Genomic DNA, 16,159 nt, shown 5'->3' on the forward strand with positions numbered 1-16,159 from the left:
ATGGCGGCGTTTGAATACCGTGCCCTTGATGGCCGAGGGAAAGAACAAAAAGGCATTTTAGAAGCCGATACAGCTAAGCAAATTCGCCAAGCGCTGCGCGAAAAAAAACTTACGCCGCTTGAAGTTGTCCCTGCAGCAGAAGGGGAAAAACAAGTTAGTGGTGCAAAAACGCCGTTATTAAGTCGTTTTTTCAAACCTAGCGTATCAACCTCCGATTTAGCCCTCATTACGCGCCAGCTTGCTACGCTTATTCAATCGGCATTGCCTGTTGAAGGGGCTGTTATGGCGGTGGCAGAGCAATGTGAAAAGCCCCGCTTAAAACGTATGCTTATGTCGGTACGTTCAAAGGTGGTAGAGGGCTATACTTTGGCTGATGGCATGAGTGAATTTCCACATGTATTTGACGATTTATACCGAGCAATGGTAGCCGCAGGTGAAAAATCAGGGCACCTTGACCAAGTATTAAATCGCCTTGCCGATTACACCGAACAGCGCCAACACATGCGCAGCCAAATTACACAAGCCATGGTGTATCCAACTATTTTGGTTATTTTTGCTATTGGTATTGTTTCGGTATTATTAGGCACCGTCGTGCCTAAAATTTTAAAAACTTTCGAAAAAACCAAGCAAGTACTACCTTGGACGACCGAATGGGTTATGGCGGGTAGTCACTTTGTACAAAATTATTGGTTTATAAGTTTGTTAGTCATTACTGCGTTGGCAGTCGGCATTAAACATGCACTTAAACAACCTAAAATTCGCTTTTGGTGGGACGATCGCGTTCTGCATATGCCTGGTTTTGGTAAAGTAGCGCGGGGTATTAATACAGCGCGTTTTGCTCGTACGCTCAGTATTTTATCGTCAAGCTCAGTGCCACTACTTGAAGGAATGCGCATATCGGGTGGTGTATTAGCGAATAAAAAAATGAAAAAATCGGTAGCAGATGCTGCCGATAGAGTCAGTGAAGGTGCAAGCCTGAGAGCGGCTTTACAGCAAACTAAGCTGTTTCCACCTATGATGCTGCACATGATCGCCAGCGGTGAAAAATCAGGTGAGCTAGAACAAATGTTAGAGCGCGCGGCTAATAACCAAGACCGTGAGTTTGAAAGCATGGTAAACGTATCATTAAAATTATTAGAGCCAGCAATGATTGCCTCTATGGCGGTGATTGTTTTGTTTATAGTAATGGCTATTTTACAGCCAATAATGGCAATGAATAAAGCGGTAGGACTTTAAGCTTTAAGGGGTTAGCTAAGTTAGTATTTACTTAGATGACGCCAAATTAAATTATGTTTTTGGAAAATGAGGTATTTACGTGAATAAACAATCAGGTTTTTCTTTACTCGAAGTAATGGTGGTATTGGTTATTATCGGGATGATTATGTCAATTGTAGCGCCTAATATTATGGGCCAACAAGAAGAAGCTGCTATCGATAAAGCACATCTAGATATTCAACAGCTTGAAGATGCAATGAGCTTATACAAGCTTAAAAATAAAAGCTACCCAAGCACGGAGCAAGGCCTAGAAGCACTGGTCAATAAAACCAGCATTGAGCCAATTCCTAAGCGTTTCCCTGATGGTGGCTTTGTAAATGAATTACCAGAAGATCCATGGGGCAACCCATACCAGCTAATTAGCCCAGGAGAAATTGGTAAATTTGATATTTTTTCTATGGGGCCAGATGGCGAAGCCGGTACCGATGATGATATTGGCAACTGGAACGAAGACGAGCAATAAATGCGACTTAACCTAGCAGTATGGTTAAATACGATTGCACGAGGCTTACTATGCAAGTAAGCCTTAATCGTATGCGCGCCCACCACCGTGGGTTTAGCTTAATAGAAATTTTAGTGGTACTTACTATTATCGCATTTGCGACCAAAATGGTGGTATACAGCTTAGAAGGCGGCGCCGAAGATGAGCTTGATACACAAGCGCTTAGGCTGCATACCACCATTAACATGGCCTCTGAGTTTGCTATTTTAAATCAAATAGAACTTGCCTTAATGGTTGAAGAAAATACCCTTGAGTTTTTAGTATTTGATGGCGAAAAATGGATTACCTTTGACCGCGAAGACCTTTACAAGCCTATTGAGCTTGATGAACGGCTAAAACTCACGCTCAATTTAGAAGATTTAGCTTGGTCACAAGAGAACTTACTTGAACAAGCAAATTGGCGTGAGCTAATGAGCGGCGGCGACGACGATAGCTTACTAGAGCTTGAAAAGTTAAAAATACCGCAAGTCCTTATTTTATCATCTGGCGAGGTCAGCGCCTTTCAGCTTATTGTTGAATTAAAAGAGCAAAGTGAGCCTGTGTATTACATTGAAGGGGAATTTACAGCCCCAGTTAATTTGCGAAAAGAGCCATAACAATGAGGCTGAATAAAGGCTTTACCTTACTCGAAGTGCTTGTAGCGTTAAGTATTTGTGCTATGGCTGGGATTGCAGCTATGCAAGCAACCGGCGAGCATATAAATCATTTAACAACACTTGAAGAGCAAACGTATGCATCGTGGGTGGCAGAAAATGTGCTTGTTATGCAGCGTACTAAAGGTAAAGACTGGCAGGCTAAAAATGGTGCGCGCGGCAGTGAAGTAATGGCGGGCGTTGAGTGGTTTTGGAAACAAGAAATAGCAAAAACTGCAGACAAAAGCTTTGTCAAAGTGACTATAAATGTTTTTAGCGACGAAAAATATGAACAATCGGTGTACGAGCTTTCAACTTATTTAAATAAAGGCAGCTAATAAGTGAAGCAACGTGGATTTACATTAATCGAAGTATTAGTTGCCATGGCTATTTTAGCGGTGGTGATTATGGCGACTCACCAAATTTTAGACTCAACCACCAAAGCAAAAGAAGCGTCTGATGAAAAAATAGCGGAGCTTAACGGCCTACAAACCGCATTTAGGTTAATGGACCAAGACTTTAGCCAAATGACTCAGCGCACTGTACGTAACGAAGCCGGAGATGCGCAAGAGCAATACTTACTAGCAGGGCGTTATATATTAGAAAGCCAATACGATGGTATTGCGTTTGTACGCGATGGCTGGGTAAACCCAATTAATTTGCTGCCTCGTTCTGAGTTACAAGCCGTAGGGTATAGAGTGCTTGATGACAATTTAGAGCGTGTATACAGAGTGTATGTAGATCAGCTTGATAATATGGAGCCGCGGGTACAAGTTGTTTTAAAAGGTATTGAAGAGCTTAAATTTGAATTTTTAGATGCCAACAACGAATGGCAAGAGCAATGGCAAATAAAAGCGTTACCTAAAGCGGTTGCGGTTACTTTGCAGCAAATTGAGGCAGAGCCTATTCGTCGTGTTTTTTTAGTGCCTGGGCTGGGCAAAAACAGCGGGGAGAGTAATTAATGAATAAGCGCGAATCACGCGGTGCCGCATTAGTTATTGTGCTGTTTATTGTTGCACTGGCGGCGATATTAGCCGTAGAAATGAGTGCTAATTTAATGGTGCAGGTTCAAAAAAGTACTAACCTGCAAGGTCACCAGCAAGCAAAGTGGTATGCCTACGGCGCTGAAGAGCTGGCAATAAAGGCACTAAAGTTAAGTAAAGACGATGATCCTGACAAAACCTCGTTAGATCAGGTTTGGGCTACGCAAGGCGACACCCAATACCCTGTAGATAACGGTACTCTAAGCGGTAAAATTACTGACCTACAAGCGTGTTTAAATTTAAATGCATTAGGGGAAGCGCCAGATCTAAACTCTACCAGCAAAACCAACCCTGCCCATAAAGCACTGTTTGCATTATTAGAAAATATTGAAGATTTACCTGCCGAGGAAAGCGAAGAAGCAATGGCAGATAGTGTATTTGACTGGCTTGATGAAAACAGCATTACCTATCGTTCAGGCGCTGAAGAAGACGAGTATTTATCCCGTGATTACCCTTATATGAGCGCAAATAGTTTATTTGCATCACCTTCTGAGCTGCGCTTGGTAAAAGGTTTTAACCCGCTAGTAATGGAAAAGGTATTACCTTTTGTGTGTGTTATTCCGGGGTCTCCCTTATTATCGATTAACGTCAATACGTTACTTCCTGAACAGGCACTTATTTTAAGTGCCATGATTGACGAATTATCGTTATCGAGCGCAGAGGCGGTTATAGCAGCTCGTCCTGAAACCGGCTTTGATAGCGTGGATGAATTTTTTTCCGAGGTACAGCAGCAAGGCGGTACAAATTTAGATTCGGTTAAAGAGTTATTTAGTATTAACAGCGAATATTTTAAATTACAAACGCAGGCGACGTTTGTCGATTTGCGTTTTTCGATGACCACATTACTTCATGCCAAAAATGGCGAAGTAACGATACTGGCGCGAAAATTTGGAGGCGTACAGTGACAGAAATACTGCTGATCCGCACGGGTCAAACAGAGCAAGATAAATTAAATTGGTTAATTTATTCACCACAAGAACAAGAAATAATTGCCAGTGGGGAATTAACCGACGCAAGCCATTTAAGTGAGCTAAGTGAAAAAGCGCAAACCCGCGAGGTAGTGGTATTACTGCCTAGCGATCAGGTGCAGCTTAAAACAGTGGCGTTGCCGACTAAGTGGAATCGTAAGTTAGAGCAAGCGTTGCCATACATGCTTGAAGAAGATATTGCGTGCGATATAGACGAGCTATTTGTCGCAATTGGCGAACCCACTATGATTGATGAGCAGCATGCAATTAAAGTTGCCTTAACTGACCGCGAGTGGTTTGAGGCTTGGCTTGCTTTATTTTCAGAGCATAACTTGGCGGTATACACCGTTTTACCTGATGCGCTGCTACTGCCTACAGCCGATGATGATACATTAACCGCCATAGAGCTTAATAATCAGTGGTTATTTAAAAGAGGCGATTGGCATATTAGTGCCGTTGAAAATAGCTGGCTAAGGGAGTACTTAAGTGCACTTGGCGAGCCAAGCGTAAAGCACTATAGCCCAGCTAATCAGTTTCCTGAAAGTATTAACCTAATTTCACAAGCAAGCGACTACGATTTACCACTGGCCTTATTCGCTAAACAACTTACCAGCGTTAAATTTAATTTACGCCAAGGTATGTACCAGCTTAAAAAGAAAAGTGCACTGTGGTGGGGTTATTGGAAGGGCGCAGCCATTATTACCGGTGTTGCTTTATTTGCTACCATTGCCATAAAGCTGATTGAACTTAATCAACTTAACTCGCGTGTTGAGCTTGCTAAAGCTCAGGTAGTGGATAGATACCAAAAAGCATTCCCCGGAACTAAAGTACGCCCTAACTTAATTAAAAGCCAAATCAGGGGCGCGCTTAAAACTATTAATGGCGAAAGTGAAGCCGGTTTTTTAGATTTGACCAGCCAATTGGTTGGCGTGTTTTCGCAAGTAAGCGAATTTACGCCAGAAACCCTACGTTACGATAAACGTCGCAATGAGCTGCGAATACGCGCACGCGCAAAAGACTTTCAAACGTTTGGTAAAGTAAAAAGTATACTTGAGCAACAAGGATTAACGGTTGAACAAGGCTCGTTAAATAACGATGGCGATTTTGTAGTGGGCGAAATAAAACTGCGAGGTGCAGTATGAAAAAGCAAATAACGCAATACTGGCGTTCTTTAAAAGAGCAAGAGCAGCAATTGATTATGGTTGCTGGTGGTATATTTGTTGTTTTTGTTTTAGTAATGGGCATTTTTAGACCTTTAAATAACGCCATAGATAAAGCCAAAAAGTCGTACGTCACTCAGCAAGAGCTGCTCGTATGGGTTGATGAAAGCATAGTAAAGTTAAAAGCGGCGGGTAACACGCAGGCAATTAGCAATCAAAATATTAGCCAAGTGGTTAATTCAACGCGTAGTCGTTACCGTATTACTATTAGTAAAATGCAGCCTAACGATAACTCGTTACGTTTAACGCTTGATTCGGTGGAGTTTAATCAATTAATAGAATGGTTAGACGAACTGGTTAATCAGCATGGCTTAAGAGTAGAAAACCTGGATTTAAGCAAAGATGATAAATCAGGGTTTGTACGTGTAAGCCGCTTAGTACTAGAGAAGTAATTAATGAAAAAAATAATAATATTATCAGTGGTATTTTTTATTAGTTTTGTTGTGTTTTGCATAATGAAATTACCAGCGGCGATTGCATTAGATCTAGCTAAGCCGTACTTACCAAAGCAGCTTGAAATAGGCCAAACCGTAGGGAGTGTGTGGCAAGGCCAAATGATGCAAGTGCGCTATCAAGACGAGCAATTAAATAATGTTCGCTGGGATATTGCTGGCTGGCAGTTATTTACGGGTAATTTAAATGCTAACTTAAAATTTGGTAATCCGCGTGAGCGTAGCGATATTTCGGGCTATGCTGATGTGAATTACGGATTATTTAATAATGTGGTTAAAGTTACCGATGGTATAATTCGCTCGACCGTAGAGCGTGCTATGCAACGTATTGCATTACCTATACCAGCTACTGCAAAAGGCCGTGTCATTTTAGAGCTTAATGAGTATACCTCAGGTCTGCCTTATTGTGAGTCATTAAAAGGCGAAATTTCCAGCCCCAATATAGATGTTAAAGGCTTTAATGGCTGGTTTAATATTGGGCCACTGAGTGGCATGTTAAGCTGTAAGTCGGGCGATATAGCCATTTTAGTAGACCCAGATAACACGTTAGGCCTTGAAGCCGACGCAACACTTAAAGCTAACTTTGACTTTAAAGTAGCAGGCTATGTTAAACCTGATGCCAGCTTACCAAAAGATGTACACGACGCGGTTAAGTTTTTAGGCCGCCCCGATGCGCAGGGCCGCTACCCACTCAATTTTTAATGTGATAAAAGAGATTTAATGCAATTACCACAGTTTAACGAACAACACGCACAGCAATTAAGTACATTTTTAAGTACTCAACCTCAGGCTATGTCATTAACACAAAGCCAAGGCTATCTATTTGGGGTTATTTGCTCGCCAAACCCATTAGAAGTTCACCAGTGGTTAGCGCAGATTGTGCCTAATACGGCTAACGATTTAGACGAAGAAATACTGTTTTTATTTATGGCGTTGTACCATCAAATTAGTGAGCAAGTATTTGAAACCGGCTACAAGTTACCTGCCAATTTTGACCTAGACTATAGCCAAGCGTGGAGTGAAGGTTTTTTACGTGCTGCTCAAGAATACGCACAACCCTTATTAACAGCTCCCGCGTTAGAGCCTCAGTACAAAGAAGCACTAGAGAGTGCGCTAAGTACGCTTAGCTTTTTTGCTGTTGATGAGCAAACAAGAGTGCAAATTGCGCAGCAAAACAGCATGACACTAGAAGCTTTATATCAGTATCAGTACGAATCAATGGGCGACTTTGCATTAGGTTTTGCCGAGCTAATTGAGGTGGTAGCTATAAACAGTGGGCTGATTACCGATGAAGGGTGGGAAGAGTAGCCTTTAGATGTATTAAACGGCGCTTAGGGTAATTAAGCGCCCAGTTCTAAAATAATATCAGTGCAGCCTTTTTTACACTTAACAGCGCCTTTGCCCGGCTCGCTGGTGGCTAAATCGAGTGTTAACACCTCGCCGCACTGTTCACAATGCAAGGTTTTTCCTTGCGATAGCTTTTTAAGTATTGTGCGCTGTTTATGAAAAGAGTCACTCGCTTTTTTGTTTAATTGCGAAAAATCCACTACTTAGCTCTCTTTTGTTCTAATGCATCCGATACAATTTTACACACTGTATTTAAACGTTGCTCGTAAAAATATAAATTTAGGTCGCGCTCGCGGCAATAACGTAAATGAAATAACTGCACTGAATCATCAGTGGTAAAGGTTTTTTCAATATATTCTTGCTCAGACTCAGAGAGCTTTAACGCACTGCTGATACGGTTTTTAGCCATATTGGCCGCAGGGCTACGGTTTATTTTGCTCGCATCACTTAAAAAACCCACACCTTCACCTAATAGCTTTTCGCGGGGCTCTTTAACTAACGGGTGATCAATAGTAAAAAACGCAAGGATCAAAATGACCAATATAATAAATTTTTTCATGAATGCGTAAACCTTGATCTTAATGAGGTAATTTTAGCAAGCAGTGTAATAAACTGCATTTTAAAAGCAAGTAACTGAGATGAATAAATTATTAGCAATCTATACCTGTAATTTTAGTCTGTATTGTTATAATGGCCAGCAGCAGTTAGATATTTCTGAAATATCTGAAAGTATTCAAATAGCTGATTATATAAACTAATCACACTTACCATTAACGAACTACAGTTACAGTATAGAATACGCACACATTGCTACGTTTTTATTTCCAAGCGGCGTTGAGGAACTTCGATGGACAAGCAAATTAAAGTAAAAAATATACCTGCAGAGGTTAAAATCCAACAACCGGATTTAAGCCGTCAAGACGATAGGTTTAATCCACGTAACCGAATATATGTTCGTGCAGTAAAAGGGCTTCATCAGTTACTTAGACAACGTATAGGCTTTTTAGGCATGCTTGCTTTTATGCTTTTGCCTTGGATAAATTTTAATGGCCAGCAAGCTGTGTTATTTGACTTAGTTGGCCAAAAGTACAATATTTTTGGGCTAACGCTGTGGCCGCAAGATTTCACTATATTAGCCTTTATATTTATGTTGGCAGCGTTTGCACTATTTTTGGTCACTACCTTTTATGGCCGATTATGGTGTGGCTATACCTGCCCGCAAACTGTATGGACCTTTATATTTATTTGGTTTGAAGAAAAGCTTGAAGGCACAGCTAATCAGCGTAAAAAGCTAGATCAACGCCCGATGGACTTAGATAAGTTTTGGCGAAAAACAGCAAAGCACACTAGTTGGGTTTTATTTGCCTTATATACGGCGATTTCGTTTGTTGGATACTTTACGCCTATCCGTGAATTACTCCCTGACTTTGTTACTTTTAATGTAGGTGGTTACGCGCTGGTAAGTATTATTTTCTTTGCAGCGTGTACTTACGCTAACGCAGGGTGGATGCGTGAAATTATGTGTTTACACATTTGTCCCTATTCACGTTTTCAATCAGCTATGTTTGATAAAGACACTTACACCGTAACGTACGATGAAAAACGCGGCGAAAGCCGAGGCCCACGTTCGCGTAAAATTGCCCACGAAGATTTAGAAATGGGCGATTGTATAGACTGTAACTTGTGTGTGCAGGTTTGCCCTACAGGAATAGATATTCGTAATGGTTTGCAAGCTGAGTGTATAAATTGTGGCGCATGTATTGATGCCTGCGATGGTGTAATGGATAAAATGGATTACCCGCGAGGTCTTATTTCTTATACTACAGAGCGTAATCTTGAAACACCTGAAAATAAAACCAACCCACTGCGAGCTAAAATCATAGGTTACACGGTCATACTGGTGGTGCTTACCAGTGCGCTGGTGGCTAACATTGCATTTAGAAAGCCTATGGACTTTGACATAATACGAGACCGTAACCAATTGTATCGTGTTGACTTTAATGGCTTGGTAGAAAACACCTATACATTAAAAGTAATCAACAAGGCGCAGTACGAGCAAACCTTTAATATTGATGTTCAAGGCCTTGAAAACTTTAAGTACATTGGCAAGCAAACATTTACAGTACAAGCTGGGCAATCGCATAATGTGCCATTGTCACTTGTGATGGACCCGTATGATTTAAAAGCGCCAATGACGGAGTTTAACTTTGTACTTTCACCGGTTAATGACCCCGATGAAAGCATATCGCAACCGAGTAACTTTTTTAAAGCGCGATAAAATACTAACAAAAGCGGGGTAACCCGCTTTTTACATTAAGAAGCCCATGAGTAAATTTAGTTTTGAAGATTTAACGCCCGACTTAATTCTCGATGCAATAGAAAGCGTTGGTATATATGCAGAGTCAGGTTTATTAGCACTTAATAGCTACGAAAACAGAGTCTACCAATTTAAGGCGGAAGATGGCCTGCGCTACGTTGTTAAGTTTTACCGACCAGAGCGCTGGAGCAAAGCGCAAATACAAGAAGAGCATGACTTTGCTTTCGAGCTTGCCGAAGCTGAAGTACCCGTTGTTGCACCCATTAAGCACAACGGACAAAGCTTATTTGAACACCAGGGCTACATTTTTGTGTTGTTTCCTAGTGTTGGTGGACGGTTATTTGAAGTGGATAACCTAGATCAGCTTGATGTAATGGGGCGTTTAATTGGCCGTATGCATCAGGTAGCTAAAAGCAAAGCATTTGAGCACAGGCCTACGTTTAGCTGCGAAGAATATTTGCATACAGCTAAAGTTCATCTGCAAAAAAGTAATTTGGTACCTATGGGGATCAGCACGGCTTTTTATACCATATTGGACTTGGTTATTGAGCAAACGCAAGCACAGTATAAAAATGTGCAAACGATACGCTTACATGGTGATTGCCACGCTGGTAACATTTTGTGGGCAGGCGAAGCACTTATGTTTGTTGATTTAGATGATGCTCGCCAAGGGCCGGCCATTCAAGATTTATGGATGATGCTCAGTGGCGATCGTCAAACACAGCTGTTACAGTTAGACACCCTTGTAAATGCGTATGAAGAGTTTTGTGATTTTGACCACACTCAACTCAAATTAATTGAACCGCTTCGTGCAATGCGTATTATTCATTATATGGGTTGGGTAGCCAAGCGATGGAGCGATCCGGCGTTCGTACGGAACTTTTCATGGTTTGCTGAAGACAAATACTGGGAGCAACAGATTTTAGCACTTAAAGAGCAACTTGCTGCACTGCAAGAAGCCCCGCTGAAGTTATTGCCATAAAATTTTATTTAAAAAGTACACGAGATACCAATGCTTAAAAAATTGAAACTGAGCCTACTACTTTTATGTTTACCATTTGCAGCCCTTGCTGCACAGTTTGAAGCCGATAACCAGTACACTGTTATTGATGTAGAAAAAAGCGCAGAGCCACAAGTAACCGAGTTTTTCTCATTTTACTGTCCGCATTGTTTTAAATTTGAGCCTGTTGCAAAAGCAATTGAAAAAAGCCTGCCCGAGGGTACTGAATTTATAAAAAATCACGTTAACTTTTTAGGTGGCGTATCACCACAGGCGCAAAGCAACTTAAGCTACGCCTACTTAATCGGTAAAAAGCACGGTCAAGCACAAAGTATCAGCGATCAAATCTTTAAAAGTATTCATGTACAGCGCGCACCTTTAACGCAAATCAAAGACGTAAAAAAGTTACTTGAAGTTAACGGTATTGATAGTGCAACGTTTGATCAAGACATTGCCAGCATGCCAATTATTTCTGCTGAGCGTGCAATGCAAGATAAACAAAACAAATATTCAAAATTAGGTGCGCTAACTGGTGTACCTACCTTTATCGTAAATGATAAATATAAAATAAACATGAATACTATTAATAACCAGCAAGAACTGAATGAGTTAGTTGCTTTTTTACTAACACTTTAATCTCGGAGAACAATAACAATGATCAAATTAGTTAAAGCAGGTTTACTTGCATTACTACTACCAATGGCAGCAACTAGTTTTGCAGCAACGTATGAAGAAGGCGTGCATTACGATGTAGTGGCAGAACGCGCGACTAAAAAGCCAGAAGTTAAAGAGTTTTTCTCATTTTATTGCCCAGCTTGTAATAACATGGAAGCATTAATTGGTGAGTTTAAGCCAAAGCTAGACAAAGACGTTAAATTTAAAAAGAGCCATGTTGATTTTGTCGGTGTTCGCGATCCAGAAAACCAACAAATGATGAGCCAAGCGTTAGCAACCGCGGAAGTGCTTCCACAAAAAGATAAAATTGTTGCGGCTATTTTTAACCACATTCACACAAAGCGCGCTAAATTTAACGAGCTTGCAGATGTAAAAGATGTATTTGTAGCGCAGGGTGTTGATGGCGATAAGTTTGATAAACTATACAAAAGCTTCTCGGTACGTACATTAAGCTCTAAAATGAAACGTGACCAAAATTACTTTAAAGAAAAAGGCGCGCTACGTGGCGTACCAACCTTTATCGTAAATGGTAAATATAAATTAAACCTAGGCCGAGAGTCGGGTATTACCGCGCCAGAAGATATTAGTAAATTAATTAACTATTTAGCGAACAAGTAAGATTTGTTAAAACAAAAAAAGCTCCTGAGGGAGCTTTTTTTATGGAAGTGATTTAAATTTAACTCACTATTTTCTTTGTAAGAAAACACCCGATTCAATGTGATGCGTATATGGGAACTGATCAAATATCGCAAAACGCTTAACGTTATGGGTGCGCGTCAAATGATCTAAATCGCGCTCAAGCGTGTCTGGGTTGCACGATATATAAATAATGTTCTCGTAGTTAGCCACTAAGTCACACGTAAGGGTATCCATACCTGCGCGCGGTGGGTCGACCAAAATAGTTTGGCAATCGTAACTTTTTAAATCTATCCCCTCTAAGCGCGAAAAGGTACGTTCACCATTCATTGCCTGGGTAAACTCTTCACTCGACATGCGAATTATATCTAAGTTATCTACTTTATTTTTAGCAATGTTGTATTGCGCTGAATGCACAGAAGACTTAGATATTTCAGTAGCTAATACGCGATTAAATGAACCCGCCAATGCAATAGAGAAATTACCATTACCACAGTAAAGCTCTAGTAAATCGTTATTAAGTGGTTTGCATAGGTCTTGCGCCCACTCAAGCATTTTAATATTTACTTTCGCATTTGGCTGAGTAAAGCTATTTTCAACTTGTTGGTAAATAAGCTCTTGGCCATTTACGGTTAAACGCTCTGTGACAAAGTCATCGCCTAGCACTTCTTTTTGCTTGCGCGCTCGGCCAATAAAATCAATTTTGTATTTGCTGCTTAGTTTTTCTTTAAGGGCTTTTATTTCAGTTAGCCACTGATCATCAAGTGGCTTGTGATAAAGCAAGCTTACTAAAATCTCACCGCTTAATGACGATAAATAGTCAATTTGAAACAGCTTACGACGTAATACTTCACACGACTTTAAATTATCAATCATCACCTGCATCACTTCACCAACTAATGGCGCAGCAGGGTCAAAAGTGTCAACGCGAATTTTTTCTTTTGTTGCTTGATCAAACATAATATGAAATAGATCATCCCCATCGTGCCATACTCTAAATTCAGCACGTTGGCGGTAGTTAATTGGCTCTGAGCTAAATACCTCTAATTGTTGCACACCAAAACGCTGAAACTGCGATGTAATGCGTTGCTCTTTTTCAGCTAACTGCGCATCGTACTGTGTGGTATCTATTTTAATCACTGCCATTAATGCTACTACCTTATCTATGAGATCTATTTATCGGCGCTATTGTAGGGAGCGAGCAGTATTTGTCTAGTTTTGCTGATAATAAAGTTGCTGTTTTTTTAAACATGCACTTTAGTTTTGTCACTATTAGCCGATAATAAGCTAAGTACGTAACGGAGGTGGATCATGAAAATCGGTAATTATGGCTATACGCCAAACAACAACGTAAACAAATTTAATAATAAAGAGGCGCTACAGCAGCCAACAATCCAATCTCCGCAAGAAACTTCATTACAGCGAGGCAGAGAACTTGCTGCAAAAGTGCTTGGCGACAAAATGGCAGAGCAACTAGGTTTACCTGTTGAGCAAAAACAAGCCGATAAACCTTTATTCGATTTTGATGAAATAGTAAAAAATGTACTCGACTTTGTATCTGGCGCAGTTAATAAAGCTAAAGCCAATGGTGCTGATGACGATAAATTAAAAAACATGTTAGACGATGCGCGCACTGGGGTTCAAACCGGTATAGACGAAGCGGTTGATGAACTAAAAGGCACCGGTGTATTTAACGAAGAAATGCAAGAGGGCATCGACAAGTCAAAAGAAGGCATTTTTGAGGGGCTTGATGAGTTTGAGCAAACCCTATTTAACCCACAACCGGCCAGTGTAAGCGTAAGCCAAGCACAATATGTAAGTATGAGTAGTAATGCTGAATATAAGTTTACAACAGCCGAAGGTGATGAAGTCAGTATTAGCTTTGCTGATGCATATGAGTCGCAAACAGCGAGCGGGTATCAACAAAGTAATAACAGCGAATCATTTGCCAGCTCATCGTCGCAATCTCGAGAGCTGTCTTTCTCAATGTCGGTTAATGGTGATTTAAATGAACAAGAGCAAGATGCTATTAATGCCATGATGGAAGAGCTACAAGGAGTAAGTAAAACATTTTTTAGTGGTGATTTGGATGAAGCATTTGAAAAAGCACAAGAGCTGAGCTTAGGCAGTGAGCAACTAGTGGCATTTTCAATGGATCTTCGCCAAACGAAAACAGTCGCTACCGTTAAAAGTTATGAGCAATATCAACCAAACCCAACAAAAGAGGTAGCCGATGCGATCGCGCCTTTTAATGACGACCTAAAAAATGCATTCGATAAAGCATCGCAACTAGGCCTACAAGATCAGCTTGCCGGTATTATAGAGTGGCTAAACCAAGATCAAGCAGCGGTCGATCAGCTAGTTGATTATACCCAGGCAATGTTCGAAAACCTAAATCAATTAAATTCAGCGGGCGATGCACTCGACGCGCTAAAGTCTGAGCAAAGCTAAACTGCTTTCTTTTATAAATACCTCATGGCAAACTGCCGTTCTTAATAAACAGTAGGAACCAAAGTTTGTCAGCCCACATAATGGTATTTGATTCAGGTATAGGTGGCACCACCGTGCTTGAGCATATTCAAAAGCGTATTCCAGATGCACAGTACAGCTACTTTATGGATAATGCGTTACTCCCTTATGGCGCGCAAACCCAGCAAACTATTATAGGCCGTTTGTGCTCACTCATTTATTTTATTGAGCAAAACGCGCTTAAAGTCGATCTTATTGTTATAGCCTGCAATACAGCCTCTACATCAGCCTTAAGTGAAGTACGCAAAATTACATCAATACCTATTGTCGGCGTGGTGCCTGCAATAAAGCCTGCTGCTGAGGTAACTCGCACAAAGCACATCGGCTTATTGGCAACCCCGGCCACAGTTGCAAGTCCCTATACTCATACATTAATAAAAGAGCATGCCAGCAACGTAACAGTGAGTTTATATAGCAGTGTTGAGCTGGTGGCATTGGCTGAGCAGTTATTTTTCACTCAGCAGCTAGATACACTCAAACTGCACAAAGAGCTAACACGTTTGGGCATAAACTCAGATATAGATGTACTTGTACTAGGTTGCACACATTTTCCAATTCTTAGCAATGCCATACAAGCGTACTTTAATAACTCAGTGCAATTACTCGATTCAGGCGCGGCTATTGCCAGCAGAGTAAACTACCTACTAGAGCAGCATAACTTTGGAAATAAATTTACAGACAAAAAAAAGCCGCTGCAATATTATGCAACGGCTGATGTTTTGAGTAATAAGCTAGCTATAAAGCACGTTACACTGATTGATCCGTCCCAGTGCGTAAAGAGCTAGAATCATCTTCTTGTTTTTGTTTTGCCTCACGTACTTTTAAAGTACGCTGTTGGAACTCACTATCGTTTAACTTAGCAATTGCATTGTCTGCATCTGCTTGTGCCATTTCAACAAAACCAAAGCCACGACGTTTGCCAGTATTTTTATCCTTTAATAGGCGCACGTTGAAAACTTTACCTTGTTCTTCAAACAAAGCACGAACTACGCCTTCATTTGCACGATAAGGAAGATTACCAACATAAAGTGTTTTTGTTTTTACTTCAGCTTCTTCACCACCTTCCGATGACATTGCAGCAATAGCAACCCCACCAATTAATAAACCAGCACCAAATAGCAATGCTGGGCTTAAAGCTAAGCTGCCTAAAGCAAACTCAACAATAACAAAACCAACTACAGCAAGAATAACAGAGAAGATAAAAGATTTTTGATCGGGTAATTTCATTTTAGATCTACCAATAAACAGGAAATAAACATTAATTTAACATTGTGAACTTGCTATCTTAACGTCTTAAACGAACATAGCAATGAAATTTATATTAAATAATAAAAACCAGTATAAAAAAGCATCATCTTAGCCAGTTATTTAGCTAGTTTTACGCTGTTTTGCTCTATTTTTGTTCGAACAGTAAAAAGATCTAAAAAAAGGGTTGATCTGTTTTCGGATCTCCCTATAATGCGACCCCACTGAGACGGGGAACGCCAACGCATAGCGAGGCAAGAGCTGCTCAGAGAGTTAAGTAAAACTTCGGTTTTAAATCATCGCAAGAAAGTTTAAAAT

The 16,159-nt window shown here is 40.6% G+C and carries 20 protein-coding genes; 16 read left to right on the top strand and 4 right to left on the bottom strand.

What is annotated here, in order from left to right; genetic code table 11:
- The 10 genes from gspF to WDB87_RS05040 all read left to right on the top strand — a co-directional run bounded on the left by gspF (position 1) and on the right by WDB87_RS05040 (position 7,400).
- Positions 1-1,236 (top strand): type II secretion system inner membrane protein GspF, encoded by a 1,236-nt coding sequence (gspF, locus tag WDB87_RS04995; protein WP_004588448.1) that lies wholly within the window; start codon positions 1-3, stop codon positions 1,234-1,236.
- A gap of 79 nt (positions 1,237-1,315) precedes the next feature.
- Entirely contained in the window at positions 1,316-1,738 is a 423-nt protein-coding gene (gspG, locus tag WDB87_RS05000) for a type II secretion system major pseudopilin GspG (protein WP_004588447.1), read from the top strand.
- A gap of 50 nt (positions 1,739-1,788) precedes the next feature.
- A complete protein-coding gene (locus WDB87_RS05005) occupies positions 1,789-2,373 on the top strand; it encodes a pilus assembly FimT family protein (protein WP_337849254.1) in 585 nt (194 codons plus the stop codon).
- 2 nt (positions 2,374-2,375) lie between these two features.
- A complete protein-coding gene (gene gspI, locus WDB87_RS05010) occupies positions 2,376-2,747 on the top strand; it encodes a type II secretion system minor pseudopilin GspI (protein WP_286245481.1) in 372 nt (123 codons plus the stop codon).
- A 3-nt stretch (positions 2,748-2,750) separates the two neighbouring features.
- On the top strand, positions 2,751-3,371 hold the full coding sequence (gspJ, locus tag WDB87_RS05015; RefSeq protein ID WP_337849255.1) for a type II secretion system minor pseudopilin GspJ: 621 nt from the start codon (positions 2,751-2,753) through the stop codon (positions 3,369-3,371).
- Entirely contained in the window at positions 3,371-4,357 is a 987-nt protein-coding gene (gene gspK / locus WDB87_RS05020; RefSeq protein WP_286245480.1) for a type II secretion system minor pseudopilin GspK, read from the top strand. Before gspJ ends, gspK begins: the two co-directional genes overlap by 1 nt.
- Positions 4,354-5,562, top strand: a complete 1,209-nt coding sequence (gspL, locus tag WDB87_RS05025; protein ID WP_337849256.1) for a type II secretion system protein GspL — start codon at positions 4,354-4,356, stop codon at positions 5,560-5,562. The genes gspK and gspL overlap by 4 nt, the downstream gene beginning before the upstream one ends.
- The gene (locus tag WDB87_RS05030; RefSeq protein WP_337849257.1) at positions 5,559-6,032 is read left to right on the top strand and encodes a type II secretion system protein M; all 474 of its coding nucleotides are present in this window, start codon (positions 5,559-5,561) and stop codon (positions 6,030-6,032) included. The genes gspL and WDB87_RS05030 overlap by 4 nt, the downstream gene beginning before the upstream one ends.
- A 3-nt stretch (positions 6,033-6,035) precedes the next feature.
- Positions 6,036-6,794: a type II secretion system protein N gene (locus tag WDB87_RS05035; protein ID WP_337849258.1), complete on the top strand. Its 759-nt coding sequence runs from the start codon at positions 6,036-6,038 to the stop codon at positions 6,792-6,794.
- A gap of 18 nt (positions 6,795-6,812) precedes the next feature.
- Complete coding sequence (locus WDB87_RS05040; protein WP_337849259.1) at positions 6,813-7,400, top strand: UPF0149 family protein; 588 nt, start codon at positions 6,813-6,815, stop codon at positions 7,398-7,400.
- A gap of 32 nt (positions 7,401-7,432) precedes the next feature.
- Here WDB87_RS05040 and WDB87_RS05045 read toward each other — a convergent pair whose 3' ends face one another.
- Both WDB87_RS05045 and WDB87_RS05050 read right to left on the bottom strand, forming a co-directional pair.
- Complete coding sequence (locus WDB87_RS05045) at positions 7,433-7,639, bottom strand: hypothetical protein (protein ID WP_337849260.1); 207 nt, start codon at positions 7,637-7,639, stop codon at positions 7,433-7,435.
- Entirely contained in the window at positions 7,639-7,998 is a 360-nt protein-coding gene (locus tag WDB87_RS05050; protein WP_286245475.1) for a hypothetical protein, read from the bottom strand. Before WDB87_RS05050 ends, WDB87_RS05045 begins: the two co-directional genes overlap by 1 nt.
- 288 nt (positions 7,999-8,286) lie before the next feature.
- On the opposite strand from WDB87_RS05050, the gene ccoG reads away from it, so the two are divergent.
- Genes ccoG through WDB87_RS05070 form a run of 4 tightly spaced genes read left to right on the top strand, consistent with a single transcriptional unit; the run spans position 8,287 to position 12,049 of the window.
- Positions 8,287-9,717 carry a cytochrome c oxidase accessory protein CcoG gene (gene ccoG / locus WDB87_RS05055; RefSeq protein ID WP_337849261.1) on the top strand — a complete coding sequence of 477 codons (1,431 nt, stop codon included), beginning with the start codon at positions 8,287-8,289 and terminating at the stop codon, positions 9,715-9,717.
- Positions 9,718-9,763: 46 nt separating this feature from the next.
- Positions 9,764-10,738 (top strand): serine/threonine protein kinase, encoded by a 975-nt coding sequence (locus WDB87_RS05060; RefSeq protein WP_337849262.1) that lies wholly within the window; start codon positions 9,764-9,766, stop codon positions 10,736-10,738.
- Between the two features lie 30 nt (positions 10,739-10,768).
- Positions 10,769-11,392, top strand: a complete 624-nt coding sequence (locus WDB87_RS05065; protein ID WP_286245472.1) for a thiol:disulfide interchange protein DsbA/DsbL — start codon at positions 10,769-10,771, stop codon at positions 11,390-11,392.
- Between the two features lie 18 nt (positions 11,393-11,410).
- The gene (locus WDB87_RS05070) at positions 11,411-12,049 is read left to right on the top strand and encodes a thiol:disulfide interchange protein DsbA/DsbL (RefSeq protein ID WP_286245471.1); all 639 of its coding nucleotides are present in this window, start codon (positions 11,411-11,413) and stop codon (positions 12,047-12,049) included.
- Positions 12,050-12,115: 66 nt separating this feature from the next.
- Here WDB87_RS05070 and trmA read toward each other — a convergent pair whose 3' ends face one another.
- Positions 12,116-13,213 (bottom strand): tRNA (uridine(54)-C5)-methyltransferase TrmA, encoded by a 1,098-nt coding sequence (trmA, locus tag WDB87_RS05075; RefSeq protein ID WP_337849263.1) that lies wholly within the window; start codon positions 13,211-13,213, stop codon positions 12,116-12,118.
- A 165-nt stretch (positions 13,214-13,378) separates the two neighbouring features.
- Here trmA and WDB87_RS05080 point away from each other — a divergent pair, with 165 nt between their 5' ends.
- Positions 13,379-14,518 (top strand): DUF5610 domain-containing protein, encoded by a 1,140-nt coding sequence (locus WDB87_RS05080; RefSeq protein ID WP_337849264.1) that lies wholly within the window; start codon positions 13,379-13,381, stop codon positions 14,516-14,518.
- Between the two features lie 65 nt (positions 14,519-14,583).
- Positions 14,584-15,381, top strand: a complete 798-nt coding sequence (gene murI / locus WDB87_RS05085; protein WP_337849265.1) for a glutamate racemase — start codon at positions 14,584-14,586, stop codon at positions 15,379-15,381.
- Here the strand turns inward: murI and WDB87_RS05090 are convergent.
- Positions 15,344-15,823: an RNA recognition motif domain-containing protein gene (locus tag WDB87_RS05090; RefSeq protein WP_286245467.1), complete on the bottom strand. Its 480-nt coding sequence runs from the start codon at positions 15,821-15,823 to the stop codon at positions 15,344-15,346. The two genes, murI and WDB87_RS05090, sit on opposite strands and share 38 nt — an antisense overlap.
- Positions 15,824-16,159 lie beyond the last annotated feature (336 nt).

It is taken from the genome of Pseudoalteromonas sp. C12FD-1, assembly GCF_037414265.1.
Taxonomy (GTDB): domain Bacteria; phylum Pseudomonadota; class Gammaproteobacteria; order Enterobacterales; family Alteromonadaceae; genus Pseudoalteromonas.